27 protein-coding genes are annotated in these 24,018 nt (G+C 69.7%); 23 read left to right on the forward strand and 4 right to left on the reverse strand.

The annotated features are described in order from the left end of the window. Window positions 1-798, reverse strand: a complete 798-nt coding sequence (locus tag KCH87_RS20315; RefSeq protein ID WP_210587585.1) for an aminoglycoside N(3)-acetyltransferase — start codon at window positions 796-798, stop codon at window positions 1-3. A 161-nt stretch (window positions 799-959) separates the two neighbouring features. Between KCH87_RS20315 and KCH87_RS20320 the strand changes: the two genes are divergently transcribed. The 8 genes from KCH87_RS20320 (at window position 960) to KCH87_RS20355 (ending at window position 7,545) form a co-directional block, all read left to right on the forward strand. Continuing rightward, complete coding sequence (locus KCH87_RS20320; protein ID WP_210587586.1) at window positions 960-1,712, forward strand: metalloregulator ArsR/SmtB family transcription factor; 753 nt, start codon at window positions 960-962, stop codon at window positions 1,710-1,712. After that, window positions 1,709-3,130, forward strand: coding sequence for a Fe-S cluster assembly protein SufB (gene sufB, locus KCH87_RS20325; RefSeq protein WP_210587587.1), 1,422 nt, complete (start codon window positions 1,709-1,711; stop codon window positions 3,128-3,130). Before KCH87_RS20320 ends, sufB begins: the two co-directional genes overlap by 4 nt. A gap of 62 nt (window positions 3,131-3,192) precedes the next feature. After that, a complete protein-coding gene (gene sufD / locus KCH87_RS20330; RefSeq protein WP_210587588.1) occupies window positions 3,193-4,374 on the forward strand; it encodes a Fe-S cluster assembly protein SufD in 1,182 nt (393 codons plus the stop codon). Further along, window positions 4,374-4,691 (forward strand): bifunctional 3-phenylpropionate/cinnamic acid dioxygenase ferredoxin subunit, encoded by a 318-nt coding sequence (locus KCH87_RS20335; protein ID WP_210587589.1) that lies wholly within the window; start codon window positions 4,374-4,376, stop codon window positions 4,689-4,691. The genes sufD and KCH87_RS20335 overlap by 1 nt, the downstream gene beginning before the upstream one ends. A 7-nt stretch (window positions 4,692-4,698) precedes the next feature. Continuing rightward, a complete protein-coding gene (gene sufC, locus KCH87_RS20340; protein ID WP_210587590.1) occupies window positions 4,699-5,484 on the forward strand; it encodes a Fe-S cluster assembly ATPase SufC in 786 nt (261 codons plus the stop codon). Then, window positions 5,481-6,737 (forward strand): cysteine desulfurase, encoded by a 1,257-nt coding sequence (locus tag KCH87_RS20345; RefSeq protein WP_210587591.1) that lies wholly within the window; start codon window positions 5,481-5,483, stop codon window positions 6,735-6,737. Before sufC ends, KCH87_RS20345 begins: the two co-directional genes overlap by 4 nt. 11 nt (window positions 6,738-6,748) lie before the next feature. After that, window positions 6,749-7,216, forward strand: a complete 468-nt coding sequence (gene sufU / locus KCH87_RS20350) for a Fe-S cluster assembly sulfur transfer protein SufU (protein WP_210587592.1) — start codon at window positions 6,749-6,751, stop codon at window positions 7,214-7,216. After that, on the forward strand, window positions 7,213-7,545 hold the full coding sequence (locus tag KCH87_RS20355) for a metal-sulfur cluster assembly factor (RefSeq protein WP_210587593.1): 333 nt from the start codon (window positions 7,213-7,215) through the stop codon (window positions 7,543-7,545). Before sufU ends, KCH87_RS20355 begins: the two co-directional genes overlap by 4 nt. A 69-nt stretch (window positions 7,546-7,614) precedes the next feature. On the opposite strand, the gene KCH87_RS20360 is transcribed toward KCH87_RS20355, so the two are convergent. Then, on the reverse strand, window positions 7,615-8,430 hold the full coding sequence (locus KCH87_RS20360) for an AbfB domain-containing protein (protein WP_210587594.1): 816 nt from the start codon (window positions 8,428-8,430) through the stop codon (window positions 7,615-7,617). Window positions 8,431-8,625: 195 nt separating this feature from the next. On the opposite strand from KCH87_RS20360, the gene KCH87_RS20365 reads away from it, so the two are divergent. The 6 genes from KCH87_RS20365 to KCH87_RS20390 all read left to right on the forward strand — a co-directional run bounded on the left by KCH87_RS20365 (window position 8,626) and on the right by KCH87_RS20390 (window position 13,298). Continuing rightward, window positions 8,626-8,946, forward strand: coding sequence for a multidrug efflux SMR transporter (locus KCH87_RS20365; RefSeq protein WP_210587595.1), 321 nt, complete (start codon window positions 8,626-8,628; stop codon window positions 8,944-8,946). Then, window positions 8,946-9,503 (forward strand): TetR/AcrR family transcriptional regulator, encoded by a 558-nt coding sequence (locus KCH87_RS20370; RefSeq protein WP_210587596.1) that lies wholly within the window; start codon window positions 8,946-8,948, stop codon window positions 9,501-9,503. Before KCH87_RS20365 ends, KCH87_RS20370 begins: the two co-directional genes overlap by 1 nt. 487 nt (window positions 9,504-9,990) lie before the next feature. Further along, entirely contained in the window at window positions 9,991-10,992 is a 1,002-nt protein-coding gene (gene dapD, locus KCH87_RS20375) for a 2,3,4,5-tetrahydropyridine-2,6-dicarboxylate N-succinyltransferase (RefSeq protein ID WP_210587597.1), read from the forward strand. A gap of 138 nt (window positions 10,993-11,130) precedes the next feature. Then, on the forward strand, window positions 11,131-11,355 hold the full coding sequence (locus KCH87_RS20380) for a hypothetical protein (RefSeq protein WP_210587598.1): 225 nt from the start codon (window positions 11,131-11,133) through the stop codon (window positions 11,353-11,355). 153 nt (window positions 11,356-11,508) lie between these two features. Continuing rightward, window positions 11,509-12,078 carry a SigE family RNA polymerase sigma factor gene (locus KCH87_RS20385; protein ID WP_210587599.1) on the forward strand — a complete coding sequence of 190 codons (570 nt, stop codon included), beginning with the start codon at window positions 11,509-11,511 and terminating at the stop codon, window positions 12,076-12,078. Beyond that, window positions 12,075-13,298: a YncE family protein gene (locus KCH87_RS20390; RefSeq protein WP_210587600.1), complete on the forward strand. Its 1,224-nt coding sequence runs from the start codon at window positions 12,075-12,077 to the stop codon at window positions 13,296-13,298. Before KCH87_RS20385 ends, KCH87_RS20390 begins: the two co-directional genes overlap by 4 nt. On the opposite strand, the gene dapA is transcribed toward KCH87_RS20390, so the two are convergent. Then, window positions 13,299-14,189 (reverse strand): 4-hydroxy-tetrahydrodipicolinate synthase, encoded by an 891-nt coding sequence (dapA, locus tag KCH87_RS20395; protein WP_210587601.1) that lies wholly within the window; start codon window positions 14,187-14,189, stop codon window positions 13,299-13,301. A gap of 187 nt (window positions 14,190-14,376) precedes the next feature. Between dapA and KCH87_RS50085 the strand changes: the two genes are divergently transcribed. From KCH87_RS50085 to KCH87_RS20420, 6 genes are all read left to right on the forward strand, one after another. Then, a complete protein-coding gene (locus KCH87_RS50085) occupies window positions 14,377-14,511 on the forward strand; it encodes a hypothetical protein (protein ID WP_282612963.1) in 135 nt (44 codons plus the stop codon). Further along, window positions 14,508-15,170, forward strand: a complete 663-nt coding sequence (locus KCH87_RS20400) for a hypothetical protein (RefSeq protein WP_210587602.1) — start codon at window positions 14,508-14,510, stop codon at window positions 15,168-15,170. The genes KCH87_RS50085 and KCH87_RS20400 overlap by 4 nt, the downstream gene beginning before the upstream one ends. Window positions 15,171-15,234: 64 nt before the next feature. Beyond that, window positions 15,235-15,594, forward strand: coding sequence for a DUF3618 domain-containing protein (locus tag KCH87_RS20405; RefSeq protein ID WP_210587603.1), 360 nt, complete (start codon window positions 15,235-15,237; stop codon window positions 15,592-15,594). Window positions 15,595-15,961: 367 nt separating this feature from the next. Then, the gene (locus tag KCH87_RS20410) at window positions 15,962-16,663 is read left to right on the forward strand and encodes an antibiotic biosynthesis monooxygenase (protein WP_210587604.1); all 702 of its coding nucleotides are present in this window, start codon (window positions 15,962-15,964) and stop codon (window positions 16,661-16,663) included. 70 nt (window positions 16,664-16,733) lie between these two features. Then, entirely contained in the window at window positions 16,734-17,330 is a 597-nt protein-coding gene (locus KCH87_RS20415; RefSeq protein WP_210587605.1) for a helix-turn-helix domain-containing protein, read from the forward strand. A 25-nt stretch (window positions 17,331-17,355) separates the two neighbouring features. Beyond that, window positions 17,356-18,093: an SRPBCC domain-containing protein gene (locus KCH87_RS20420; protein WP_210587631.1), complete on the forward strand. Its 738-nt coding sequence runs from the start codon at window positions 17,356-17,358 to the stop codon at window positions 18,091-18,093. A gap of 10 nt (window positions 18,094-18,103) precedes the next feature. Here KCH87_RS20420 and KCH87_RS20425 read toward each other — a convergent pair whose 3' ends face one another. Then, a complete protein-coding gene (locus tag KCH87_RS20425; RefSeq protein WP_210587606.1) occupies window positions 18,104-19,930 on the reverse strand; it encodes an endonuclease/exonuclease/phosphatase family protein in 1,827 nt (608 codons plus the stop codon). A 273-nt stretch (window positions 19,931-20,203) separates the two neighbouring features. On the opposite strand from KCH87_RS20425, the gene KCH87_RS20430 reads away from it, so the two are divergent. From KCH87_RS20430 to KCH87_RS20440, 3 genes are all read left to right on the forward strand, one after another. Then, a complete protein-coding gene (locus KCH87_RS20430) occupies window positions 20,204-21,631 on the forward strand; it encodes a hypothetical protein (protein WP_210587607.1) in 1,428 nt (475 codons plus the stop codon). 214 nt (window positions 21,632-21,845) lie between these two features. Beyond that, window positions 21,846-23,294: an alkaline phosphatase PhoX gene (locus tag KCH87_RS20435; RefSeq protein ID WP_210587608.1), complete on the forward strand. Its 1,449-nt coding sequence runs from the start codon at window positions 21,846-21,848 to the stop codon at window positions 23,292-23,294. A 77-nt stretch (window positions 23,295-23,371) separates the two neighbouring features. Then, entirely contained in the window at window positions 23,372-24,010 is a 639-nt protein-coding gene (locus KCH87_RS20440) for a GntR family transcriptional regulator (RefSeq protein WP_210587609.1), read from the forward strand. Window positions 24,011-24,018 lie beyond the last annotated feature (8 nt).

Here is a 24,018-nt window from a genome sequence, read left to right on the forward strand (position 1 = left end):
TCAGATCTCCTCCTCGCGGGGCCGGTGCACCGCGAGCCACCGCGCCGCGTACGCCACCGCGTCCACCACCGGGAACAGCCGTACGTCGGCCGCGCCCACCTTGCCCTGTACGACAGGACGGTCCCGTTCGAAGTCATGGCCCAGCTCGTCGAACCGCTCCGAGGAGATCGACACCTCGGTGACCGTCTCCCAGCCCTCGGGGCCCGGTCGGCCCACCTTCACCTTCGGGGACGGGATGCGGTACTCGGCCAGGTGGAAGCCGGTGCAGGTGTCGTAACCGGCGCCCAGCAGGAGCACGCGCGCGTGGAGCGCCTCCAGCCTCGCCAGCGGGCTGCGCTCGCCGAGCCGGCAGTCGGGGGCGTGCCCGTCGGTCACCTCGGCCGCGCGCGGGCCCACGGCGGCGAACGACGTCTGCGGATGGGCGCTGCGCAGGGCGCCGGGCCAGGTCCGTACGGTCTCCGGGATGACGCCGACGCCGCGCGAGGGCGTGACGAGAGGGTCGTATGCGGGCATCGTGGCCCGGATCGTCGCCCACCACTCCTCGGGCACCGGCGGATTGCTCCACACCGCCGGATCGGACAGGTCGCCGGACTGGGCGGGAACCACGAGCGTGCCGTCCGGGCCGAGCGCATGGAGTAATCCCTGGACGACCGCGACAGCGCCTCCGCAGACCCAGCCGAGCGAGCTGAGAGAGGAGTGCACGAGGAGGGTTTCGCCGGGTTTGACTCCCAGCTTGCGCAGGTCGTCGGAGATGGTGCTCCGGGTGACAAGAGGGCCGGTCGGAGGGGGTGTGGGCATGGTTGGGGAGTGTGCTGGAAGGGTCTTGAAAGCGCCAGCGAATTGATCGATCAAAGATCGTTTCCGCAGGTCAGATTAGGTATACCTAAGTGACGCAGGGCACCACCCGTCGGCCCGGACGCCGCTTGCCTGGCTCTGAGGAATTACGCAACAATGGCGTTGTGAAAAACGTCGGCGAGGCTCGGGAGACCCACACGGGTACCCCGCAGGAGGAGCTCGCGGCTGGGATGCGCTCGGACCGTTCGACGCGCAACCGGGTCGCGCGATCCATCCTGGACCACGGGCCCTCGACCGTCACCGAGCTGGCCGGACGGCTGGGACTCACCCCGGCCGCCGTACGACGGCATCTGGACGCGCTGGTCGCGGACGACGTCGTTCAGGCGCGCGAGCAGCGGGTGTACGGCGCGCGGACGCGCGGCCGGCCCGCCAAGGTGTTCGCCCTGACGGACTGCGGACGTGACGCCTTCGACCAGTCGTACGACAAGCTCGCCGCGGACGCCCTGCGCTACATCCAGGAGCGGTTCGGTGGCGACGAGGCGGTCATGGCCTTCGCACGCGCGAGGATCGCCGAGCAGGCCGGCGCGTACCGCAAGGCGATCGAGGCCGCGGCCCCCGAGGAGCGGACCGAAGCCCTGGCCAAGGCCCTGAGCGCGGACGGGTACGCTGCTACGGCGCGCAGCGCACCGGTCGGCGAGCAGCTCTGCCAGCACCACTGCCCGGTGATCCATGTCGCGGAGAAGTTCCCGCAGCTGTGCGAGGCCGAGACGGAGATCTTCTCGCAGCTGCTCGGCACGCATGTCCAGCGACTTGCAACCATCGCCCACGGTGACGGCGTCTGTACGACATTCATCCCAAAAATTTCCAAGAACACCCATAACGCATCAGCAAGCACGGCCGGGAGGAACCCCGCATGACTCTGCCCACGGAGACTGCTCACCCCGAGCTCGAGGGCCTGGGCACCTACGAATACGGCTGGGCCGACTCCGACGCCGCCGGCGCCTCTGCGAAGCGCGGCATCAACGAGGACGTCGTCCGGGACATCTCCGCGAAGAAGAACGAGCCGGAGTGGATGACCAAGCTCCGTCTCAAGGGTCTGCGCCTCTTCGGCAAGAAGCCCATGCCGAACTGGGGCTCGGACCTGTCGGGCATCGACTTCGACAACATCAAGTACTTCGTGCGTTCCACGGAGAAGCAGGCGGAGTCCTGGGAGGACCTGCCCGAGGACATCAAGAACACGTACGACAAGCTCGGCATCCCCGAGGCGGAGAAGCAGCGCCTCGTCGCCGGTGTCGCGGCCCAGTACGAGTCCGAGGTCGTCTACCACCAGATCCGTGAGGACCTGGAGGAGCAGGGCGTCATCTTCCTGGACACCGACACCGCCCTGAAGGAGCACCCGGAGCTCTTCAAGGAGTACTTCGGCACGGTCATCCCGGTCGGCGACAACAAGTTCGCGTCGCTGAACACCGCGGTGTGGTCCGGCGGCTCCTTCATCTACGTGCCGAAGGGCGTGCACGTCGAGATCCCGCTCCAGGCCTACTTCCGCATCAACACGGAGAACATGGGCCAGTTCGAGCGGACGCTGATCATCGTCGACGAGGGCGCTTACGTGCACTACGTCGAGGGCTGCACCGCCCCGATCTACAAGTCGGACTCCCTGCACTCCGCGGTCGTCGAGATCATCGTCAAGAAGAACGCCCGCTGCCGCTACACGACCATCCAGAACTGGTCGAACAACGTCTACAACCTGGTCACCAAGCGCGCCGTCGCCTACGAGGGCGCGACCATGGAGTGGATCGACGGCAACATCGGCTCCAAGGTGACGATGAAGTACCCGGCCGTCTACCTGATGGGCGAGCACGCCAAGGGCGAGACCCTGTCGATCGCCTTCGCGGGCGAGGGGCAGCACCAGGACGCCGGCTCCAAGATGGTCCACATGGCGCCGAACACGTCCTCCAACATCGTCTCCAAGTCGGTGGCGCGCGGTGGCGGCCGTACCTCCTACCGCGGTCTCGTCGAGATCGGCGAGGGCGCACACGGCTCCAAGTCGAACGTGCTGTGCGACGCGCTGCTCGTCGACACCATCTCCCGCTCGGACACGTACCCGTACGTCGACGTCCGCGAGGACGACGTGTCCATGGGCCACGAGGCGACCGTCTCCAAGGTCTCCGAGGACCAGCTCTTCTACCTGATGAGCCGCGGTCTGAGCGAGTTCGAGGCGATGGCGATGATCGTGCGCGGCTTCGTCGAGCCGATCGCCAAGGAACTGCCCATGGAGTACGCCCTCGAGCTCAACCGGCTGATCGAGCTGCAGATGGAAGGCGCGGTCGGTTAGGACCGGTCTCCGGACCAGCAGCTAGCGAAATCTGACGTAGGAAAGAGAGCAGACCGACAGCCATGGCTGAGGCTCAGAACATCCCCGTGGGGTCCACCACCGCGGGCCAGATCGCGGTGGCCGCCGAGTCGACCGTCGCCACGCGCATGAGTGCGCCGCCCTCCTTCGACGTGGCGGACTTTCCGGTCCCGCACGGCCGCGAGGAGGAGTGGCGGTTTACCCCGCTGGAGCGCCTGCGCGGCCTGCACGACGGCACCGCGGTCGCCACCGGCGAAGGCGTGAAGGTCGCCGTCGAGGCCCCCGAGGGCGTCATCGTCGAGACCGTCGGCCGTGACGACGCCCGGATCGGCAAGGCGGGCACCCCGGTGGACCGCGTCGCCGCCCAGGCCTACTCGGCGTTCGAGAAGGCCGGTGTCGTCACCGTCCCCAAGGAGACGGTGCTCACCGAGCCGATCCGTATCGCCGTGCACGGCGAGGGCGGGGTCGCCTACGGCCACCAGGTCATCGAGCTGGGCGCGTTCGCCGAGGCCGTCGTCGTCATCGACCACACCGGTGACGCCGTGCTCGCCGCCAACGTCGACTACATCCTGGGCGACGGCGCCAAGCTGACCGTCGTGTCCGTCCAGGACTGGGACGACAAGGCCGTGCACGTGGGCCAGCACAACGCGCTGATCGGCCGGGACGCCACGTTCAAGTCGTTCGTGGTCACCTTCGGCGGCGACCTCGTACGCCTGCACCCGCGCGTCGCCTACGCCGGCACCGGCGGCGAGGCCGAGCTCTTCGGCCTGTACTTCACGGACGCCGGCCAGCACCAGGAGCACCGCCTCCTGGTCGACCACAACACCCCGCACTGCAAGTCCAACGTCGCCTACAAGGGCGCGCTCCAGGGCGACAACGCGCACGCGGTGTGGATCGGCGACGTGCTGATCGAGGCCAGGGCCGAGGGCACGGACACGTACGAGATGAACCGCAACCTGGTGCTGACCGACGGCGCCCGCGTCGACTCCGTGCCGAACCTGGAGATCGAGACCGGTGAGATCGTCGGGGCCGGGCACGCGAGTGCCACCGGCCGCTTCGACGACGAGCAGCTCTTCTACCTGATGGCCCGAGGCATCCCGGCCGACGAGGCCCGTCGCCTGGTGGTGCGCGGCTTCTTCGCCGAGCTGGTCCAGCAGATCGGCGTCGACGACATCGAAGAGCGCCTCCTCGTGAAGATCGACGAGGAGCTGGAGGCCACGCTCTGATGGCTTTCGTACGCGCCTGTGGGCTGAGCGAGCTGGAGGAGGACACCCCGAAGCGGGTGGAACTCGACGGCACGCCGGTCTCGGTCGTGCAGACCGAGGGGGAGGTGTTCGCGATCAACGACATCTGCTCGCACGCGAACGTCTCGCTCTCCGAGGGCGAGGTGGAGGACTGCCAGATCGAGTGCTGGCTGCACGGCTCCAGCTTCGACCTCCGCACCGGCAAACCGTCCGGCCTGCCCGCGACGCGCCCCGTCCCCGTATACCCCGTAAAGATCGAAGGGGACGATGTGCTCGTCTCCCTCACCCAGGAGTCCTGAGGTACCCATGGCAACGCTTGAAATCCACGACCTGCACGTCACCGTCGAGGCCGACAACGCCACGAAGGAGATCCTCAAGGGCGTCGACCTCACCGTGAAGCAGGGCGAGACGCACGCCATCATGGGCCCGAACGGCTCCGGCAAGTCGACCCTCGCCTACTCCCTCGCGGGTCACCCGAAGTACACGATCACCGGCGGCACCGTCACCCTCGACGGCGAGGACGTCCTGGAGATGTCCGTCGACGAGCGCGCCCGCGCCGGCCTGTTCCTGGCGATGCAGTACCCGGTCGAGGTCCCCGGCGTCTCGGTCTCCAACTTCCTGCGCACCTCCGCCACCGCCGTCCGCGGCGAGGCCCCCAAGCTGCGTACCTGGGTGAAGGAGGTCAAGGGGGCCATGGAGCGCCTCAACATGGACCCGTCCTTCGCCGAGCGCAACGTGAACGAGGGCTTCTCCGGCGGTGAGAAGAAGCGCCACGAGATCCTCCAGCTGGAGCTGCTCAAGCCGAAGGTCGCGATCCTCGACGAGACCGACTCCGGTCTGGACGTCGACGCCCTGCGCGTCGTCGCCGAGGGCGTCAACCGCGTCCATGGGACCGGCGAGGTCGGCACCCTGCTGATCACGCACTACACGCGCATCCTGCGCTACATCAAGCCCGACCACGTCCACGTCTTCTCGGCCGGTCGCATCGTGGAGTCCGGCGGCGCCGAACTCGCCGACAAGCTGGAGAACGAGGGCTACGAGGCCTATGCGAAGCACGACGGAGTCGACACGAAGGGTGGCGCATCAGCGTGACACAGCTGCCGGGCCTCCTCGACACCGAGGCGATCCGCAAGGACTTCCCCATCCTGGACCGACTGGTCCACGACGACCGGAAGCTCGTGTACCTGGACAACGCGGCGACTTCCCAGAAGCCGCGCCAGGTGCTGGACGCCCTGAGCGAGTACTACGAGCGCTACAACGCCAACGTCCACCGCGGTGTGCATGTGCTCGCCGAGGAGGCCACGGCGCTGTACGAGGGCGCGCGCGACAAGGTCGCCGCGTTCATCAACGCGCCCAGCCGCGACGAGGTGATCTTCACCAAGAACGCCTCCGAGTCGCTGAACCTCGTGGCCAACATGCTGGGCTGGGCCGACGAGCCCTACCGCGTGGACCACGAGACCGAGATCGTCATCACGGAGATGGAGCACCACTCCAACATCGTGCCGTGGCAGCTGCTGTCGCAGCGCACGGGTGCGAAGCTGAAGTGGTTCGGCCTGACCGACGACGGCCGCCTCGATCTCTCCAACATCGACGAGATCATCACCGAGAAGACGAAGATCGTCTCCTTCGTGCTGGTGTCGAACATCCTCGGTACGGTCAACCCGGTCGAGGCGATCGTGCGCCGCGCACAGGAGGTCGGTGCTCTCGTCTGCATCGACGCCTCCCAGGCGGCGCCCCACATGCCGCTGGACGTGCAGGCCCTCCAGGCCGACTTCGTGGCCTTCACCGGCCACAAGATGTGCGGCCCGACCGGCATCGGCGTCCTCTGGGGCCGCCAGGAGCTGCTCGAGGATCTCCCCCCGTTCCTGGGCGGCGGTGAGATGATCGAGACGGTGTCGATGCACTCGTCGACGTACGCCCCGGCGCCGCACAAGTTCGAGGCGGGCACCCCTCCGATCGCGCAGGCGGTCGGCATGGGAGCGGCGATCGACTATCTGAGTTCGATCGGCATGGACAAGATCCTCGCCCATGAGCACGCGCTGACGGAGTACGCGGTGGGTCGCCTGGCGGAGGTCCCGGGGCTGCGGATCATCGGCCCGACCACGGCCGAGGACCGCGGAGCCGCGATCTCCTTCACGCTCGGTGACATACACCCGCACGACGTGGGCCAGGTCCTCGACGAGCAGGGCATCGCGGTCCGGGTCGGCCACCACTGTGCCCGGCCGGTCTGCCTGCGGTACGGAATTCCTGCGACCACGCGAGCGTCGTTCTATCTGTACTCCACGCCGGCCGAGATCGATGCTCTGGTCGACGGACTGGAGCACGTACGGAACTTCTTCGGCTGAGAGGCTGATCGGTGAAGCTGGATTCGATGTACCAGGAAGTCATCCTGGACCACTACAAGAACCCGCACGGGCGTGGTCTGAGGGACGGCGACGCCGAGGTGCACCACGTGAACCCGACGTGCGGCGACGAGATCACGCTCCGTGTGAAGTACGACGGCACGACGATCAAGGACGTCTCGTACGAGGGCCAGGGCTGCTCGATCAGCCAGGCGAGCGCGTCCGTGCTGAACGAGCTCCTCGTCGGCAAGGAACTGTCCGACGCCCAGAAGGTCCAGGAGACCTTCCTGGAGCTGATGCAGTCCAAGGGCCTGATCGAGCCGGACGACGCGATGGAGGAGGTGCTGGAGGACGCGGTCGCGTTCGCCGGTGTCTCCAAGTACCCGGCCCGGGTGAAGTGCGCGCTGCTGAGCTGGATGGCGTGGAAGGACGCGACGGCCCAGGCGCTGGGCTCGGACGCCGCCGAAAGGAAGACGGCATGAGCGAGACCATTGAGATGAAGCCGGCCTCGGAGGACGAGGTCCGTGAGGCGCTGTACGACGTCGTCGACCCCGAGCTGGGCATCGACGTCGTCAACCTCGGCCTGATCTACGGCATCCACATCGACGAAGCGAACATCGCGACGATCGACATGACCCTGACCTCGGCGGCCTGTCCGCTGACGGATGTCATCGAGGACCAGGCCAAGTCCGCCACGGACGGCCTCGTCAACGAACTCCGTATCAACTGGGTCTGGATGCCGCCGTGGGGCCCGGACAAGATCACGGACGACGGCCGCGAGCAGCTTCGGGCGCTCGGGTTCAACGTCTGAGCAGTCGAACAACGTGTGTCGAGGCCCCCGGAGCGATTCCGGGGGCATCGGTCGTTCGGCTCCCGGGTCTCAGTCCCCCAGCCCTGCCACCAGCCGGAACGCCGAGTCCTGGCGGTACGAGTCGCTGTGCTCGTACGACTCCAGACGGACCACGAAGTTCCGGTGGCGCAGGAAACGGCCCGGGTAGTTCACCGACTCCAGCATGACCGCGCCGGAGAAGGACGAGGGGCGGGCGCAGAAGGTGGCGTCCTGTTCGAAGAGGGACGAGCCGTCGTCGTGCTCCTCACGCAGGACGAAGTTGCGGTGGCGCAGATAGCTGCCGTCGGCGGTGGCGAAGGAGTAACAGGACGACCTCGCAAGGCCGTTGACCACCCTGAAGGTGGCATCCTCGGCGGCCCCGGCGGAGGTGATCCGGTCGAGGGCGACAGAGTCGTCGGCCGCATGCCAGTAGCGGTCGGAGTAGTTGACCGCGCGGACCGACCTCCAGTTGGTGGCGGGGGTCGGTGAACTCTCCTCGGGCGCCGTCGACTTGGACGGCTTCGCCGAGGGTGTGGGCGTGGAACCGTGCCGCGACGGCGGCGTCTTCGTGGGCTCGGCGGAGGGCGAGCCGCTCCTGCCCTTGGGGGGTGTCGTCGTACTCGGCGACGGTGAGCCGAAGGAGATCAGGCCGGGCAGGGTCGCGTTGACGGGGGACTCCGGTGCGCCTGAGGCCTCGTCAACTCCCTTGTCCGTCACGGCGATTGCCGTGACACATGCGGCTATGGTGGCCACCGCCAGTGTGCCGGCCAGCCAGAGGCGTCGGGTTCCCGGTATCCGGGAGGTGTCCGGGGTCCAGCCGTGCTCCCAGGGTTGGTTCCGGGGAGGCCGGGGCGGGGTTTGTGGCATGCACTGTCCTCCAGCGGCGCCCATGAGAGCAGGGCAGGCCGCGGCTGCGAAGACCCGGTATGTGAACGGTGAAACAGTAGTGGACCCCGGGGCTGGGGAGCAGCCGTTTTGGAGAGAGCGGTTTCCACATTTCCTTACGGGGTGGGGTAGTTGGCGCGGCCCCACCGAGCCGCTTGGTTATGTACGCTCGTACACATGGGATACCTGACACTGATCGGCGCCATCGCGGCCGAGGTCGCCGCGACGACCGCCATGAAGTACAGCGACGGCTTCAGCAAGCTCTGGCCGTCCCTCCTCACGGCCTTCGGCTATGTCGTCTCCTTCACCCTCCTCGCCCAGACGCTGAAGACCGTCGGCATCGGCACGGCCTACGCGATCTGGGCAGGCGTCGGCACCGCCACGATCGCCGTCCTCGGGCTCTGGCTGTTCGGTGAGGCCCTGACCCTCGCGAAGCTCACCGGAATCCTGCTCATCGTCGCCGGAGTGGTGGTGCTGAACCTCGGGGGAGCGCACTGATGGCCAGGCGCTACGATCCCGAACGCCGCCAGCGGATCATCGACGCCGCCATCCGGGTCGTAGGACGGAAAGGCCTTGCCGGGCTGACCCACCGCACGGTCGCGGCAGAGGCCGACGTACCGCTGGGCTCCACCACCTACCACTTCAAGACCCTGGACGACCTGATGGTCGCCGCCCTCCGCCAGGCCAACGAGGGCTTCGCCAAAGTGGTCGCCGCGCGCGGTGCGCTGGAGGACCCGCGCACCGACGTTGCCGCCGAACTCGCCGCCTGGATCGGCGAATGGCTGGCGGGCGACCGCACCCACGTGGAACTGGAATACGAGCTCTACCTGGCCGCCCTTCGCCGCCCCGCCCTCCGCCCCGTAGCCGCCGAATGGGCCCAGGACCTGGCCCACCACCTCACCCCCCGCACGGACCCACTCACGGCGAGAGCCCTGGTCGCACTCCTGGACGGAATCTGCCTACAGGTACTGCTCACGGACGAGCCGTACGATGAGGAGTACGCCCGCGAGGCACTGGCGCGGATCATCCCCCGTGACCCGCGCCAAGCCACATGACGACGGTGCCGCAGAACGCTCTGGACGGCGTGGCCCCACAACCCGCACCCGCGAGCCGACAGAAGCGGGCCGCGACGGTACGTCGCTTACCTGGTCCCCAAAAGGCCCACCGTGGCAGCAGGCAGAGGCGCGCAACCCGCGGCGGCCCCGACGCACCGCCACGGCCCCGACCCCACGACGACCGCAGGCGAAGACGCGCACCCCTACGGTGCCGCGGACGAGGCGCGCCCCTACCGTCCGGCAGGCGAAGCGCACTCCCGCCGACCTGCACCGGCCGCGCGCACCCGTACCCCTACCGTGCCGCGGACGATGCGCACCCCCACCCTCCGGCAGGCGAAGCGCGCTTCCGCCGACGTGCACCCGCTGCCCGTACCCGCACCCCCCACCTCACCGGCCGGCAGGCGAACCGCACCCCCGCCTGCCCGCCCCCTGAGACACCACCCCCACCGGTTGGCCCGCGCCGCCCCCCGCCGGTTAGGTTGCCCTCATGACCGACACGACTGCTCCTCGCACCACCGGCGGCGCCACCGGCGCCGTTGCCGCCGGCCTTGCCACGATCGCCGCTGACGGCACCGTCCTCGACACCTGGTTCCCCGCGCCGGAACTCTCCGCGGAGCCCGGCCCCTCCGGTACCGAGCGGCTCTCCGCCGAGCGGGCCGTGGAGTTGCTCGGTGAGGGCGCCGCGAAGGCGATCGGCCAGGACGCCCGCCGTGGCGTAGAGGTGGTCGCGGTCCGCACGGTCATCGCGTCGCTCGACGAGAAGCCGACCGACGCCCACGACGTCTACCTCCGTCTGCACCTCCTCTCCCACCGCCAGGTCAAGCCGCACGGCCAGAGCCTGGACGGCATGTTCGGCTTCCTCGCCAACGTCGCCTGGACCTCGCTCGGCCCGGTCGCGGTCGACGACATCGAGAAGGTGCGGCTCAATGCGCGCGCCGAGGGGCTCCACCTCCAGGTGACCTCCATCGACAAGTTCCCGCGTATGACGGACTACGTGGCGCCCAAGGGCGTCCGCATCGCCGACGCCGACCGCGTGCGGCTCGGCGCGCACCTCGCCGAGGGCACCACCGTCATGCACGAGGGCTTCGTCAACTTCAACGCGGGCACGCTCGGCACCTCCATGGTCGAGGGCCGTATCTCCGCCGGTGTCGTCGTGGGCGACGGTTCCGACATCGGCGGCGGCGCGTCCACCATGGGCACGCTCTCCGGCGGCGGCAACGTGATCATCTCCATCGGTGAGCGCTGCCTGATCGGCGCCGAGGCGGGCGTCGGTATCGCGCTCGGCGACGAGTGCGTGGTCGAGGCAGGCCTCTACGTCACGGCCGGCACCCGTATCACGATGCCCGACGGCCAGATCGTCAAGGCCCGTGAGCTGTCCGGCGCGTCCAACATCCTCTTCCGCCGCAACTCGGTCACCGGCACGGTGGAGGCCCGCCCGAACAACGCGGTGTGGGGCGGCCTGAACGAGATCCTGCACAGCCACAACTGACGTACACGTACGGGCACTCACCACGGCCTCGTGGCGCACGTACGGGTTACTCAACGTGACCTGATCAAGGTTTAGGCAGATGAACGGGTGGACGCAGCGTCCGATCAACTGCCGAACCGCGAAACAAGGGGCTGAGCAATGACGAGCGAGCGGGCGAGGACCGTGGCAAGGCTGCTGACCGGGACGGTCACCGCCGTGATGGTGTGCTGGCTCCCGGTGGGCACCGCCCACGCCGACGAGACCAACACGGCCTCGCACAACGGCCCCCGGGTCGGCCTGATCAACGTCGGTCAGGTGGACGACCCGATGGAGGACGTACTGGAGCACTTCCTGCTGCTCGGCGACGGGTACCGCTGGGGCTGACGTCGGCCTGTTCCCGGCCCGGGGGGCGTACCGCATGCGGTACGCCCCCCGGGCCTTTGCGCACCGCGGGCGGCATAGCAGCGGACACCCGCAGGCGTCACAAGGAACACAGGGGCCGGGCACAGAGCCCACCCGGTGGAAGAGAAGGTGACGATGGATGCCGCAGCACAGGACAGCTTTCGGGAGTTCGTGGCGAACCGCTCGTCCGCGTTGCTGAAGACCGCGGTCCTGCTCAGCGGCGGCGACCGGCATGCCGGCGAGGACCTGCTCCAGAACGCGCTGATCAAGGCGGCGGGCCGCTGGCACCGTATCGACGAGCCGGAGGCGTACGTACGGCAGATCCTGTACCGCCAGCAGGTCAGCCGCTGGCGGCTCAAGTGGCCGAGACGCGAACTGAGCGTCGCCGAACCGCCGGAGAGCGGCTCGGGCCCGGACACCCTGTCCGCGGCCGAACTGCGCGTCGTGATGCGCGCGGCGCTGTCCCGGCTCACCGCGTGCCAGCGCACCGTGCTGGTGCTGCGCTATTTCGAGGACCTGCCGGAGGCCGACGTGGCCCGCCTCGTGGGCTGCTCCGTCGGCACCGTACGGTCCACCACGCACCGCTCCCTGGCCCGGCTGCGTACCCTCGCGCCCGAACTCGCCGCCCTCGGCGAGGCCGAGGCGGAGGCCGACGCCGAGCAGCCCCCGTCCCGTGACCACTCGCCCGTGGAGGTACGGCCGTGAACGTCGACGAACTCGTACGCGACTCCCTGCGCGAGCTGGCCGCCGAACAGCCCTCCGCCGGACCGGGCTTCGCCGACCGCGTGCTCACGGCCCGTCGGCGCCGCCGCACCCGCAGGCTCGCCTCTGTCGCCGCGGCCACCGCCGCCGTGGTCGCCGTCGCGGTGGCGGTGCCGCTGCTGGACTCCGGCAAGGAGGACGTGCGTCCGGCGGGCGTGCTGGACGGGGACGCGACCGTCGCTCACCCCGACCAGTCGCCGCCACGGGAGCTGATCGCGGCGGGGAACGTAGCGCTGGCCGCGTACTACACGGGGAAGATCGAGGAGCAGACGGAGCAGCGCGGTGCCGCGGTCCGCACCTACTGGCTCCTGGACCCGGAGACGGGACGGTACGAGAAGGACACCCGGTGGTCCTACGTCGCCGTCGCACCCGGGGCGAGGACCGCCGCCGTCCTGGAGCGGCAGCTGCCCGCTCACCGGATCGGCCTGCTCGACCTCGCGACGGGGGAGGTCGAGCGGTGGATCCCGGTCGAGCGCGGAGTCGGCGGTCTGGCGTTCTCGCGCGACGGGAGGAAGCTCGTGGCGACGACGTACGGGGAGAACCCGGATCTGCGCGTCAAGTTCACGACTTCGTCAGGTACGGCCCAGTGGATGGCGGACCACTCCGGCCGGTCCAGCCGCAGCGGCTTCCACATCCTCGACGTGGCCTCCGGAAGCGGCTCCTGGGCCGGCGTCCCGTCCGGCCGAGATATCAACGACCGCCAGGACTTCGCCTTCACCGGCACGGGTGAGCTGGTGTACTCGCAGGTCATCGGCAGCAAGAGCGGGATGCAGCGGTTCTATGACCTCACCGGCCGCGAGGTCGCCGCCCCCGCCGACGAACGGCATCTGCGGTCCGACGTCGGCGCCCGGCTGTCCCCGGACGGCAGCCTCGCCGCCCTCGGGCTGACGAGGGAGGTCGCCCCCGGCAAGTCGTACTCCTCGATCCGTGATCCCCGCACCGGCAAGGAGATCGCCAAGGTGCGCGGCGCGGAGCTCCTGGCCTGGGCCGACGAACGGCGGCTCATCGCCTGGGAGCGGACCACCGGCTTGGACGAGCTGTACCTGCCGCGCCTCGTGCTGGTCACGATCGGCAGCGACAAGGTCGTACCGCTGAGCGGCGTCCGCGAGCAGAACCGGGATCTGAACCGCTCGGAGTGGGAGCCCGTCTTCGCCCGGCGCTGATCAGCCGGCCGTGAACTCCTCGTACGCCGCCAGCAACCCGTCGACCGCCTCCCGGCCGGCGGGTCGCAGCGGTGCGCGGACCGGGCCCGCGGGCAGGCCCAGTTCGCCCAGGAGCGCCTTCGCGGTGACCGAGCCGGGCAGTCCGGCCGACATCATCAACTCGATGAGTCCGGTGGCCCGTTGCTGACGGCGGGCCGCCTCCGTCGTGTCCCCGGCGTCGAACGCGTCCAGGACGGAACGGAGTTGGCGCGGCACGACGTTCGCGACCGTACTGATGTAGCCCGCCGCGCCCACCGCGTACAGGGCGAGGTTGTGCTCGTCGCAGCCCGCGTAGTACGCCAGGTCCGTGCGGGAGAGGACCTTTTGGGCGCCCAGGAAGTCGTACGAGCAGTCCTTGACGGCGACGACACGGGGGTGCTCGGCGAGCCGGATCACGGTGTCCGGCTCGATGCGAGTGCCGGTGCGGCCGGGGATGTCGTACAGCACGACCGGCAGTCCGGAGGCGTCCGCCACCTCGCGGAAGTGCGCCTCCACGGCGTCCTGCGGGGGCTTGCTGTAGTACGGAGCCACCACCAACAGGCCGTCCGCGCCCGCCTTTTCGGCCTCCAGCGCGAGTTCGACGGTGTGCCGGGTGTCGAAGGTGCCGACGCCCGCCACGATCGACGCCCGGTCGCCCACCGCCTCCCGGACCGCGGCGACGAGCGCCGACTTCTCGGCGTCCGTGGTGGTCGGCGACTCGCCCGTCGTACCCGAGAGCACCAGTCCGTCGCAGCCCTCGGACACCAGCCGCCCGGCGAGCCGCTGCGCGCCGTCGAGGTCGAGCGCGCCCTCCTCGGTGAAGGGCGTGATCATGGCGCAGAGGGCGCGGCCGAAGGGGGAGTCCGTCGTCATGGTAGTAGTGTCGGCACGGTGACCGCGTAGATCCACTTAATTCTGCTACGAGGTATTGGTAAGCGACGCTGTGATATCGGCCGGGGAGCGTGCGCGTCGAAGTCCCAAGGCCCTATGTCCAACGCGGCCCCTCATGGGTCACCATGGCCCAGACGGTCAACCGACGTGCAGGGTCCTGGGAGGCGTCATGAAGCTCGGCAAAGCACTCGCCACCGGCGTCGCGGAGGAGCAGCCGCGCAGCCACGACGAAGAACTCGAACTCCCCGAGGAGATCAGGGAAGTCGAGGCGTCCGCGCCCGAAGAGGTACCGGCCGCCCGATGAGGCTGCGGCTTCCGGAGGAACGCCCGACGGAGCCGCCGACCGGATACAAGATCGCCCACCCGGTGCTGTCCCAGGACGGCACCCGGGCCGGCTTCACCGGTGTGTCGCTGGGTGGTGCGCTGCCGTACGGGGTCCTCGACGAGGCTCGGTGCGTCTACGGACTGCGGCACCGTGCGCCGCACCGCCGCTGCGACTGCGGCTTCCACTGCGTGCACGACCGTACGGCGGCCGAGGCGCTGCTCACCACCGCCGAGAACCGCGCGGCCGTGCTGCTGGAGGTCTCCGTCCTGGGCGCCTACATCCGGTTCGAGCGCGGCTTCCGGTATGCGCGGCAGCGGGTGCGCATCGCGACGGTCGGACCCTGTGCGTGCGGTGCCGTCGCGGCGGCCCTCGCCGACGCCGGCTGGGGCAGGCCGGGCTGGCGCGCCCTCGCCCCCTCCTGCGCGGGCTGTGTGCGCGCCCGCCAGTCCGTGTCGCTCGCCGGGTTCGCGCGACTGGCCGGGGAGCGGCTGCGCGTGATCGCGGGGAGCGGCGCTACGACGATGTCGGCGGCCGGCCTCGATGTGCCCGAACTCGTCGCGGAGGCCGCCCTGTTGCAGGCCCGCCTCGACTGGTTCCAGACCCAGCTGGCCCGCCTCGGCGAGCGCGGGAAGGGGTAGCGGGGGGCCGGCGCGGGTACCCGGGCGTTCCGAACAGGGCTATCACCCGGGAAGGGGCACACCGATGACGGACAGGACAGCACCGGAGCGGACGGGCGGCGGGGCCAAGGGGCCCGATGAGCTGCGGCAGCAGCTCGAACACACCGCGAGCCGACTCGGTCGTACCGTCGAGGAGTTGGCCGACAGGGCCGACCTGAAGACCCGCGCCGCCGACCTCAAGGACAAGGCCGGCGCGATGACCGTGCAGTTGCGCAGCACCGCCACCCAGGCCGGTCACACCGTGGAGCACAACGTCCCGCGCCCCGTCGCGAACGTCGTCCAGGCCGGCCTGCGGCACCCCCGGCCGGTGGTCATCGCCGGCGCCGCGGCCGGTGCGGTCGTCGCGGCGGGGCTGCTGCGGCGGCGGCACAACGGCCACCACTGAGCCGCGTCAGATCCGGTCGTCCGCCGCGGGCAGCCCCACTCCGCCCAGGACGGTGAGATCCGTGCGCCGCGGCGGGGACGACAGCAGCGCGAGGACGTCCGCGGGGGACGGAGCGTCGGCGGAGAGGCGAGTGCCGCCTGTGCACTCGCGTCGTCCCGCCAGACCTCGGTGACATGCACCGTGTCCTCCTCGCCTCTGCCCGAGTGCGCGGTCATGGTCATCAGTCGGCCGATCATGCTCATGGATGCGCCTCGAATGTTCATGGGGGAAGACGGTGGTGCGGGACGAGAACGGGCTTGACCTGAAGTTTGGTTGAGGTCGGAGAGTGGTCGGCACAGACATCGCCCAGCGATCAGCGGAGGCCGACATGACCCGCCGTACCGACGACCACCCCGACCTCACGCGCCCGGAGGTCGCAGCGCCCTTCTTCAGTACCTGGCGGGTGGGGACGCCCGAGCGGCAGCGGAAGGCCGTAGAGGCGATCGCGGACACCTGGGAACGCCGCCCGTGGCCCGCGTCCGACCTGCTCGGGTACCACGTCTACACCGGGCATGACGGCGCCACCCTGATGCACTACTCGCAGTGGGCGAGCGAGCAGGCGTACGAGGCCTTCGTGAAGGTTCACCGGCAGGAGCGCGACGACGAGATCGACACCGCCGTGCCGGGCGTCGAGCGGTTGGACCTCGGCCGGTACCGGCACTACCGCAGTGGCGTTCGTGACGGCGACACGCGCATCCCGGGATGCATCGTGATCGTCGACGTCGAATTCGAGGGACCCGACCCCGACCGGCAGCGCGCCTGGGTGGACGCGGTCTTCGAGGCGCTGGAGAGCGAGGCGCACCCGCGCCCCGGCGGCATTTCCGCCCACTTCCACCTGAGCACCGATGGCACCCGGGTCCTCAACTACGCCGAGTGGGAGAGCGCCCAGGCACACATCGACGCTCTGGCCGCGCCGGGCGGCGGGATCGGCTCGGCGACGGCTCAGTGGGCGCGCGTCCAGAGCTGGCCGGGGCTGAAGGGGAGCACGGTCGGCCGCTACGACCACGCCCTCGGCCTCGTCCCCGACTGACCCTTCAGCGGCCCTCACCGAACACTCCACCCTCCTGGACAAAAAAAGTTGTCGGTGGGACAGTGGATCCATGTTGGACGTGACCGTGATCGAGGACCCCGAGGCCGCAGCCGTCTCCCTGGACCCCATCAGGGCCCGGCTGCTCGCCGAGCTGGCGGCCGGACCCGCGTCGGCCGCCATGCTGGCCGGCAAGGTCGGACTGCCCCGGCAGAAGGTGAACTACCACCTCAAGGCGCTGGAGCGGCACGGCCTGGTCGAGCTGGCCGGAGAGCGCCGCAAGGGCAACGTCACGGAGCGGCTGATGCGCGCGACGGCGGCGTCGTACGTCATCTCGCCGCTCGCGCTCGCCTCCGTGCAGCCCGACCCGGACCGCTTCCGGGACCAGCTGTCCGCGCGCTGGCTGCTGGCGCTCGGCGCCCGGCTCGTCCGGGACGTCGGGCAGCTGATCACCGGCGCGGCGAAGGCCCGTAAAGGGCTTGCCACTTACGCGCTCGACGGCGAGGTGCGTTTCGCCTCCGCCGCCGAACGGTCCGCGTTCATCCAGGAGTTGACGGCCGGCGTCAGTGCGCTCATTCGCAAGTACGACGCGCCCGATGCCGAAGGCGGACGGGATCACCGGATCGTCGTCGCCGTCCATCCCACCGTCAAGAAGACCGAGTTGGAATAGCCAGGAGCCCACCATGGCCGAGAAGATGTCCAAGGAATTCGAGATCGCCCGCGAGTTTGAGGTCGACGCCACTCCGGAGGAGGTGTGGGCGGCGATCACCACCGGAACCGGCGGGTATCTGTGGCCGATGGACCCGCCCGAGCCCCGGGTCGGCGGCAAGGGCCCGTTCGGGTCCAAGATCACCGCCTGGGACCCGCCGCACCGGTACACCAACCGCGTCGAGGACGTCGACGGCATCTCCGAACAGACCCTCAACCAGCTCGAATACACCATCGAGCCGCGTGACGAGGGGCGGCGGGCCTGGGTGCGGTACGTGCACAGTGGCATCTTCGTCGACGACTGGGACAACCAGTACGACGGCGCCGCCAAGCACACCGACTTCTACCTGCACACCCTGCGCGAGTACCTCACCCACTTCGCACCCCGGCCGGCCGCCTTCGCGACCTTCGACGGACCTGAGGCGTCGAAGGCCGCGGACGCCCTGGAAGCCGTCGGGCGGGCGCTCGGCGTCGGGGCGGACGTGGCCGCCGGGACGCAGGTCAGGGTCAGCGGACCGGACGAGTTCGACGCCGTGGTCGACTTCCGCAATCCGTACTTCATCGGGCTGCGTACCGACCGGGGCCTCACCCGTGTCTTCGGGCGCAACCACTGGGGCTACCCGGTCGGCATCTCGCTGCACGACTTCACGCCCGGCGCCGATATCAAGGAGTGCGAGACCGAATGGCAGGGCTGGCTGAACGGTGTGTTCAGCCAGCCCAGTTGACCGATGAAGGCTACGGCCTGAACCGCAGCACCTGCGGGTCGTGGTCGCTGATCTGGTCGTTGAACTCCGCGTTGATGTGCACGCTGTCGTACGTGAAGTCGCAGCTGTTGCGGATCGACGGGGAGACCAGGATCTGGTCGAGGACCTGGCTGTTGCCCTGGTAGTCGTAGGTGTAACGCTCGCTCTTCGGCAGCGACTTGATCGCCGACCACAGCGCGCCGTCGCTCTCCAGGATCTTGGTGGTGTCGGAGAACTCGAAGTCGTTGATGTCGCCGAGCGTGATGACGTCCGCGTTCTTCTGCTTGGCCAGGATCTCCTTGACGAAGGCGTTCACCGCCGTCGCCTGGGCGTGGCGCTGGGTCTCCGAGCTGCGGGCCGGGGGCTGGTACTGCGCGGTCAGACCCTGGTCGCCACCCTTGGAGTTGAAGTGGTTGGCGATCAGGAAGACCGTCTTGCCACGGAACACGAACTCGCCGGCCAGCGGCTTGCGGCTGTTCGCCCAGGCCGTGTTCGCCGGGTCGACACGGCCGGGGGAGGCGGTCAGCTGGGCCTTGCCGTTGACCTTGGTGACGCCGACGGCGGTGGTGGCGTCGCCGCCCGCACGGTCGGTGAAGGAGACCCGCTCCGGATTGAACAGGAACACCTGACGGATGTTGCCGCCCGGCTCGCCGCCGTCCGTGTTGTTGGCCGGGTCGATGGAGCGCCAGTCGTACGTCGGCCCGCCCGCGGCGGTGATCGCGTCGATCAGCTTCTGCACCGTCTGGTCGGCGGCGACCGTGCCGTCGTTGGTCGCGCCGTTGTTGTCCTGGATCTCCTCCAGGGACAGGATGTCGGGCGACTGGAGGTTGTCCACGATCGCGGCCGCGTGCTCCTCGAAGGAGGAGTCCGACGGGTCGAGGTTCTCGACGTTGTACGTCGCCACCGCGAGCTCGCTCCGGGACTGCTTGCGGGTCGTCTCCCGCTCCAGGCCGCCGCTCTTCAGCGTGCCGATCTCGCTCGCGACGAGCGTGTAACCGCCGAACTGGTTGTAGTCCAGCGGTCCCGCGGTGGTGCCGGTGAGGGTGTCACCCACGTTCGCGACCGGGAAGTCGGCGACCGCGCCGAGCGACTGGATCTGGAGGCGGCCGGTGTTCTGCGAGGTGTACGAGCCGTAGACCGTGCCGCCGTGTCGATTGGCGTTCTCGCGCGGCTTCACCGTCACCCACAGCTCGGTGTACGGGTCGGTGGCGCCGACCACGCGGGTGTCGGAGACCTGGACGTTCATGCCCTCCAGGGACTCGTAGTAGTCAAGGGCGTACGTCGCCGGCTGAAGCGTCAGGCCGTTGACCGAACCGTTCGCGGCGGTGTCGCCGGCCGGGGCGTAGGCGGCGGGCACCGATTTTGCGCCGATCCCGGCCGCGGCCGGGACCGCGTTGCCGCTGGAGACCACGGTCACCGTCGGCTTCGTGATCTCGGTGAGCGACTGGTTGCCGGACGACGTGCCGCCGGGGACGTACTCCGAGACCGTGCCCGACACCGTGACCGAGTCGCCGACGGCGACCTTCGGGGCGGAGCTGGTGAAGACGAAGACGCCCTCACTGGTGGCCGGGTTGTCGTCCGGGCTCGGATCCTGGATCCAGAAACCTCTGGACGAGCCGTAGGCGCGCACGCCGGTGACGATTCCGGCCACGTCCGTGACCGTCTTTCCGGCGTACGGGGATATCCGGGTGCTGCCCTGGATGTCATGGACGCGCACCGAGTCCGCGTGTGCGGGCGAGGTGAGGACGATCGTGGACGCCGCGGAACAGACGGCGGCGACAGTGAGCGCGGCGAGACGCGCGGAACTCTTGCTCGGCAAGGGATCCCTCCGGGGACGTACGTGGGCGCCGGGACGAGGGTGGAGCGAGGGTGACGCTTGAGGCGCGATTGACGCGCGGATGACGCGCGTAGAAAAGAGTGAACAGTTGTCCCCCTCTGTTTCTACGCGCGTCAATCTCCTGCCTGATCACGCCAGTTGTCAAGGTTCCAGCCATGTACACGGCCTGACCGGGAGATGAACCGGGCGGCATGGGTGGAAATCCGTCTAGGCTGAGCGTCTGAGTGGTAGGACGTGCCCGAGGAGAACCAACCGATGTCAGACAGCTCCCCCTTGCCGCCGGTGCGGCTGCACCCCGAAGCGGAGCTGGCGCGGGACGCGCTGTCCACGCCGTTGCTGTCCCGGGCCGCACGGCTCGCCCGCTGGGCCGGGCCCGGCACCCGGGTCGACGCGGGCGGTGGACTCGTAGAGGAACAGCTGCCCACGGCCGCCGAGGCCCTCGGGCTGACCGGCGACGACGCCGCTGCCTACGCCAGTGAGGCCTGGCGGGTCGCCGTCGACACCGGACTCGTCGAGGTCGTCGACGAGGAGGAGGGCAGGGTCGCGGCGGGTGAGGACCTCGCGCTGCTCACCGGCGGTTCGCCGCACGACGTGCTCGCGGTCTGGCTCGCGGCGCTGGAGACGGTGCTGGCGGATGCGAGCGTGCCGGACATCGACGACCTGGTCGAGGCGGTGGACGAGGGCGGCGGCATCGATTTCTCCTCCCTCGACTGGAACCCGGAGGCGGAGGCGGAGTTCCTCGACGGCGTGCTGGGGAACCTGTACCTGCTGACGGTCAGCGAGGACGGTCCGGGCGACGGGCCGGTGCCGCTGCCCGCACTGGCCGCGTCCATGATCGTGCCCAGCGACATGGGCGAGCCCACCAACGACGTCCTGGAACAGGTCTCCGACGCGATGATGCGCCTCGACGACCAGTTCCGGCTGCTGGCGCCGGTCGGCCTCGTCGAGTTCCAGCCGGTCGACGAGGCGCTCATGGCCGACGCCGACGAGGAGCCCGCGTCGCCGATCGACGACACCGACGTCTCCCGCTACGGCATGGTCCGGCTGACGCCGCTCGGGCTCTACGGGCTGCGGGCGCGACTGCTGGAGGCCGGGTTCGAGGCGCCGGCCGTCGGCGACCTCGCGGACAAGGGCGCGGACGCGCTGCTCGACGGGACGTCCACCTTCCCGCCGGCCGCCGCACAGGCCGAGACCGAGCAGTGGCTGGCCCGCCGCGAACCCCTCGCCGCGGCACGGGAGTTGCTGGCCGCGGCGCGCGGGTCGGACGCGGGGGCGCCGCTGCGGAGGCTGCGCTGCCAGCAGGCGCTGTCGCTGGTCGGTCCGGAGGCCGGGCCCGCGCTGCGGGAGGTGCTCGACGACGCGGAGCTGGGCGGGCTGGCCCGGGTCTGGCTCACCGAGCACGGGGCGCCGGACGTCCCCGCGCCGTCCGAGGCCATGGTGTTCTGGCTGACCATCGACACGGTGGCCGCGCAACTGGCGGCCGAGGGCAACTCCGAGGAGCTGCGAGGGCTGGTGGAAGGGCTCGCCGAACAGCACGGCGGCTTCTTCACGGCGGCCTGGCGGGTGGAGCATCCGGCGACCGCGGATGTGCTGGAGGCGATGGGGCGGCTGCATCCGGACAAGCGGGTCGCCAAGGAGGCGCGGAAGGCGGCGTTCAAGGCGCGGTCGCAGCAAGGGGGTTGAGCGTGTGTTGCGGGTGCGGGTCCGTTGTGGTTGTTCGCGCCCACGCGGCGGAGCCGCATATCGACACAGCCCCGCGCCCCTGTCGGCGTTCGTGGAAGCGTGCGTTCTGGGGATTCCCGGAGTTCAACTGCCGTTCAGACGTGAGCGAGAGCGTGGCGCCCGCATACCGAGGTCCGCCACCCTCCACGGCATACCCACCGTCACAGGAGTAAGCATGTCGCTCACCCGTAGGGACTTCGCCAGAAACTCCGCGATCACCGGCGCCGGTGTTGCGCTCGCGGGCAGTGTCGGCGCTCTCGCCACCGCCCCGAACGCCCTCGCCGCCACCGACATCGACAGCGAGGGTACGGAGGCGGCGCTCTCGCCCGGTCGTGTCGGGTACGGGCCGCTGATCGCCGACCCCGATGGCCTCCTCGCGCTGCCCGCCGGCTTCAAGTACCGCGTCATCACCTACAGCGGCAAGACCAAGTTGGAGTCGGGTGAGTCCACCCCGTCCAACCACGACGGCACGGCCACCTTCGACGGCCCGCGCGGTACGACCCTGCTGGTCAACAACCACGAGATCGGCGGCCCGCGCACCAAGGTGCCGTACCCGGTCCCGCTCACCGAGGGCCTCGTCTACGACCCGGCCGCCGGCGGCGGCTGCACGGTCGTCGAGGTGCGCCCCGACGGCAGCATCGCCGAGTGGGTCGGCATCGCCGGCACCGCGACCAACTGCGCCGGCGGCAGCACGCCTTGGGACACCTGGCTCACCTGCGAGGAGACCGAGGACAAGGCCGGCTCCAACGGCATGACCAAGGACCACGGCTACGTCTTCGAGGTCGACCCCGCCGACCGCCGCGCCAACAAGAGCCCCAAGCCCATCAAGGCGCTCGGCCGGTACGCCCACGAGGCCGTCGTCATCGACCCCAAGCGCGGCCACGCCTACCTCACCGAGGACGCTTCCAACCCCAACGGCCTGCTCTACCGCTGGGTCCCGGAGGACGGCTTCCGCCACGGCCGCGGCAAGCTGCGCAACCTCGCCGACGACGCGGGCGAGCTCCAGGCCGCCAAGTGCTTCGACTCCGGCGGCAAGTTCATCGACGACCTCTCCCGCGCCACCAAGATCGGCACGGTCTTCGGCGTCGACTGGATCGAGGTTCCCGACCGCGACGCGAAGACCACGCCCACGCGCAAGCAGTTCACCGACGCCCAGATCACCCGCTGCCGCAAGCTCGAGGGCATGTGGTGGGGCGACGGCGGCGCCTACATCGTCTCCTCGTACGCCCGCGCCGAAAGCCCCGGCACGCCGCACGACGGCCAGGTCTGGTTCTACGACCCCAAGCGCCGCACCCTCACCCTGAAGGTCCTGCTCGGCGTCAACGCCGACCCCTCCAAGGAAGGCGCCTTCGACAGCCCCGACAACATCACCGTCTCCCCGTACGGCGGCCTGATCATCGCCGAGGACGGCAACGGCATCCAGCACCTGTTCGGCGCCACCGACAGCGGCCGCACCTACCCGATCGCCCGCAACGAACTGAACCTGGGCACCGAAGACGAGCCCGAGTACAGCGAGTTCACCGGCGTCACGTTCTCGCCCGACGGCAAGATCCTTTACGCCAACATCCAGACGCCGGGCATCATGCTGGCCATCACCGGCCCCTGGAAGCGGCAGAAGAAGTAATTCCCGGGTGTGACCCGCACTACGGTGCGGGTCACACCCTTGCCTGTCACCGCGACTGACATCTAACATTTCAGTTCATGGAGGCCATACAGCGCACCCTGCTCCGGGACCGTGCCTACGAAGCGATCCGGGATGCCATCGTCGCCGGTGACATCGAGCCCGGCGCGGTCGTGCGGGACGCCGAGTTCGCCGAGCGGCTGGGGCTGTCCCGGGCGCCGGTGCGGGAGGCGTTCTCGCGGCTGGTGGACGAGGGGCTGCTGGAGAGCAAGCCGCAGAGCTACACACGGGTGACCCCGGTCGTCGCGGCCGACGTACGGGACGCGGCGGCGGTCGTCGGAGCCATGCACGAGCTGGTCACCCGGGTCGCGGTGCCCCGTCTGCTCGCCGCGGACATCGTGACGATGAGTGCCGCCAACGAGCGGTTCGCGGCCGCCGTCCGTGCCGGCGACGTCGACACCGCACTGCGTGCCGACGACGACCTGCACGACGTCCTCGTCCGGGTCAGCGGCAACCGCGCGGCCGCCGCCACCGCCGCCCGCTACACGCCCCTCATCCGCCGGCTGGAGCGACGCCGCTTCGGCGAAGGCGGCACCTGTAGTTCGCCCGGCCTGCACGAACGGCTGATCGCGGCCTGCGCCGACGCAGACGTGGACGGCGCGGTCCGCGTCACCGCGGAAATCTGGCGCACCCTCGTGGACCTGGCCGACCCCGACTGAGCCAAGGA

It is taken from the genome of Streptomyces sp. GESEQ-35 (assembly GCF_017948485.1).
GTDB lineage: Bacteria > Actinomycetota > Actinomycetes > Streptomycetales > Streptomycetaceae > Streptomyces.

Coding starts and splice junctions, on each gene's coding strand:
- KCH87_RS20360 (WP_210587594.1), bottom strand. CDS start 8,430: ATGCCACAAACCCCGCCCCGGCCTCCCCGGAACCAACCCTGGGAGCAC.
- KCH87_RS20335 (WP_210587589.1), top strand. CDS start 4,374: ATGGCTTTCGTACGCGCCTGTGGGCTGAGCGAGCTGGAGGAGGACACC.
- KCH87_RS20415 (WP_210587605.1), top strand. CDS start 16,734: ATGTTGGACGTGACCGTGATCGAGGACCCCGAGGCCGCAGCCGTCTCC.
- sufB (WP_210587587.1), top strand. CDS start 1,709: ATGACTCTGCCCACGGAGACTGCTCACCCCGAGCTCGAGGGCCTGGGC.
- dapD (WP_210587597.1), top strand. CDS start 9,991: ATGACCGACACGACTGCTCCTCGCACCACCGGCGGCGCCACCGGCGCC.
- KCH87_RS20440 (WP_210587609.1), top strand. CDS start 23,372: ATGGAGGCCATACAGCGCACCCTGCTCCGGGACCGTGCCTACGAAGCG.
- sufC (WP_210587590.1), top strand. CDS start 4,699: ATGGCAACGCTTGAAATCCACGACCTGCACGTCACCGTCGAGGCCGAC.
- KCH87_RS20400 (WP_210587602.1), top strand. CDS start 14,508: ATGAGGCTGCGGCTTCCGGAGGAACGCCCGACGGAGCCGCCGACCGGA.
- KCH87_RS20315 (WP_210587585.1), bottom strand. CDS start 798: ATGCCCACACCCCCTCCGACCGGCCCTCTTGTCACCCGGAGCACCATC.
- dapA (WP_210587601.1), bottom strand. CDS start 14,189: ATGACGACGGACTCCCCCTTCGGCCGCGCCCTCTGCGCCATGATCACG.
- KCH87_RS20435 (WP_210587608.1), top strand. CDS start 21,846: ATGTCGCTCACCCGTAGGGACTTCGCCAGAAACTCCGCGATCACCGGC.
- KCH87_RS20380 (WP_210587598.1), top strand. CDS start 11,131: ATGACGAGCGAGCGGGCGAGGACCGTGGCAAGGCTGCTGACCGGGACG.
- KCH87_RS20410 (WP_210587604.1), top strand. CDS start 15,962: ATGACCCGCCGTACCGACGACCACCCCGACCTCACGCGCCCGGAGGTC.
- sufD (WP_210587588.1), top strand. CDS start 3,193: ATGGCTGAGGCTCAGAACATCCCCGTGGGGTCCACCACCGCGGGCCAG.
- KCH87_RS50085 (WP_282612963.1), top strand. CDS start 14,377: ATGAAGCTCGGCAAAGCACTCGCCACCGGCGTCGCGGAGGAGCAGCCG.
- KCH87_RS20365 (WP_210587595.1), top strand. CDS start 8,626: ATGGGATACCTGACACTGATCGGCGCCATCGCGGCCGAGGTCGCCGCG.
- KCH87_RS20355 (WP_210587593.1), top strand. CDS start 7,213: ATGAGCGAGACCATTGAGATGAAGCCGGCCTCGGAGGACGAGGTCCGT.
- KCH87_RS20370 (WP_210587596.1), top strand. CDS start 8,946: ATGGCCAGGCGCTACGATCCCGAACGCCGCCAGCGGATCATCGACGCC.
- KCH87_RS20385 (WP_210587599.1), top strand. CDS start 11,509: ATGGATGCCGCAGCACAGGACAGCTTTCGGGAGTTCGTGGCGAACCGC.
- KCH87_RS20420 (WP_210587631.1), top strand. CDS start 17,356: ATGTCCAAGGAATTCGAGATCGCCCGCGAGTTTGAGGTCGACGCCACT.
- KCH87_RS20405 (WP_210587603.1), top strand. CDS start 15,235: ATGACGGACAGGACAGCACCGGAGCGGACGGGCGGCGGGGCCAAGGGG.
- KCH87_RS20430 (WP_210587607.1), top strand. CDS start 20,204: ATGTCAGACAGCTCCCCCTTGCCGCCGGTGCGGCTGCACCCCGAAGCG.